The following is a 2,298-nucleotide window of genomic DNA, read 5'->3' on the forward strand; positions in this document are numbered from 1 at the left end:
GGGGTTGGGCGGGGCGGTCGTCTCGCGCAGCATCAGCCGGATGGGCATCCGGACGTGGCCGGGCGGCTCGGTGTCCGGCCGGTCGAGCTGCTCCAGCAGCAGCCGGGCGGCTTCCGCCCCCTGCCGGGCGACGGGTTGGGCGACGGTCGTCAGCCCGACCACCTCGGCGAGTTCGTGGTCGTCGAAGCCCACGACGGACACGTCGTCGGGCACCTTGAGGCGGTGGCGGCGGAGCACCCGCAGGGCGCCCATCGCCATCTCGTCGGACTGCGCGAACACGGCCGTCGGCGGGCGGGAGTCGGCCAGCAGCGCGGTCATCGCGTGCTCGCCGCCCTCGACCGTGTAGCCGCCGTCCACCTCGAGGGCCGGGTCGTGGACGATGCCGGCGTCCGCGAGCACGTCGAGGTACGCCTGGCGGCGCTGGACAGGGGTGGTCCAGTGGAGCGGTTCGCTCGCTCCGGAGATCATGCCGATCCGGCGGTGGCCCAGGTTCACCAGGTGGCGTACGGCGCTGGTGGCGCCGGCGTGGTCGTCGATGCCGACGGCCGTGAAACCCTCCCTGGCGCCGCCGACGGTCGTCGCCAGCGGCACGCCGAGGGAGCGCAGCGCGGCGGCCTCCTCCTCGTCGGGGATCAGCAGCGACAGCACCGCGTCCACCCTCTTGCGCGCCGGCAGCTTGGTGAAGAAGCGCTTGCGTGCCTCCGGCGTGCCGAGGTTGTACAGCAGGAGGTCGTAGCCGGCGGCGCTGAACACCTTCTCGGCAGCGTCGAGCACGGTACCGAAGAACCAGCGGCCGACGTACGGGGCGAGGACGCCGATCGTCTGCGTGCGTCCGCTGGCCAGACTGGAGGCCGAGCGCGAGGCGGTGTAGCCGAGCGAGGCGGCCACGGCCGTGATGTGCGCGCGCACCTCGTCCGAGACGCCCGGCCGTCCGCGCAGCGCGCGGGACACGGTGGATGCGGAGACGCCGGCGGCGTGGGCGACATCGGTGATGCTGACCGTCACGGGGTCAGTCCTCCCGTCGGGTTTCACGTTGCTGTGATCTGGGGTGACGTGACCGTAAACCCGACCCACTCGTTGCGCAAGCGTTTGCGTTCATATTTACTTGCCCCGATTCTCAACCGAGACCTCCCCGCCGAACGATCAGCGCACACGTTTGCGCGCTGCCCAGCCCGACCAGGAAGTGCGCATGCGATACGCCCCGCCCGGCCTCTGCGTCAACGACTTCGCCCTGCTGCGCGACGACGACGGCAGCTACGCCGTGCTCCACCTACAGGGCCCGTGGACAAACGAGTTCGACCATCTGCGGATGGAGACCTCCTACGGCCGGGCGACCTCCACCGACCTGGTCGACTGGCACCCGCAGGGCAGCGCCTTCGGCACCGGGCTGCCCGGCAGGTTCGACCAGCAGGCGGCCTGGACGATGCATCCGATCCGGCACGGCGCCGGGATGGCAATGCTCTACACCGGCGTCTCCGGACTCACCCCCGGCGGCTGGCCGCTCCAGTCCGTCGGCCTGGCCTACTCCGACCGCACCGACGGAACCGGCTGGCGCCGACACGGCACCGCACCGGTCGTCGAGGCCGACGCCCGCTGGTACCTCACCGGTGAACGCATGGGCTGGCGCGACCCGTTTGTCGTCCGCGACGACGAGTCCGACGGCTGGGTCATGGTGCTCTGCGCCCAGGACGCCTCCCTGCCCCTCGAGGTCAGCGGCTGCGTCGCCCTCGCCACCTCGCACGACCTCGAGCACTGGACCGTGCACCCCCCGCTGCTCTCCCCCGGCGACGTCGACGAACTGGAATGCCCCGTCCTGGAACAACTCGACGACGGCAGCTGGCTGCTGCTCGGCTCCATCGGCGCCACCCGGGGCTTCGACGCGTGGACAGCACCACGGCTGCGCGGCCCGTGGACCCGACACGGCCCGCTCGGCCCGACCGGCGCGTACGCCCCCCGCATCGTCGCGGCACCCGACGGCTCCCGCGTCGTCCTGCACACCACCCCGCGCCGGGTCGGCCTGACCGACACCGGCGCGCACTGCCGCGGCATGCTCGCCCAGCCGAAACTCCTCTCCACACCTCCGGGCGAGGCCCCGCGACTCGAATGGTGGCCCGGCCTGGACGCCTGGCTCGACGACCCCGCCGACACACCCGCGTTGCACGCGGTCGGCGACGTCGACGTCTCCGCCGCGACCACCTCCACCCCCGTCGACATCACCCTGCGGGCCGACGCCGACGGGCCCGCCCTCACCGTCCACCACGACGGCACGCGCCTACGGATCACCGGCCCCTCCGAGGC

General features: G+C 72.6%; 2 protein-coding genes. One reads left to right on the forward strand and one right to left on the reverse strand.

Features of this window, described 5'->3' with window-relative positions:
• The coding region (locus tag FNX44_RS26290; protein WP_143651478.1) for a LacI family DNA-binding transcriptional regulator at positions 1–1,005 on the reverse strand (1,005 nt) is incomplete at its 3' end.
• Between the two features lie 184 nt (positions 1,006–1,189).
• Here FNX44_RS26290 and FNX44_RS26295 point away from each other — a divergent pair.
• The coding region (locus FNX44_RS26295) for a glycoside hydrolase family protein (RefSeq protein WP_143651479.1) at positions 1,190–2,298 on the forward strand (1,109 nt) is incomplete at its 3' end.

Origin of the sequence: Streptomyces alkaliterrae, from assembly GCF_007097205.2 — a bacterium.
Taxonomy (GTDB): Bacteria; Actinomycetota; Actinomycetes; order Streptomycetales; family Streptomycetaceae; genus Streptomyces; species Streptomyces alkaliterrae.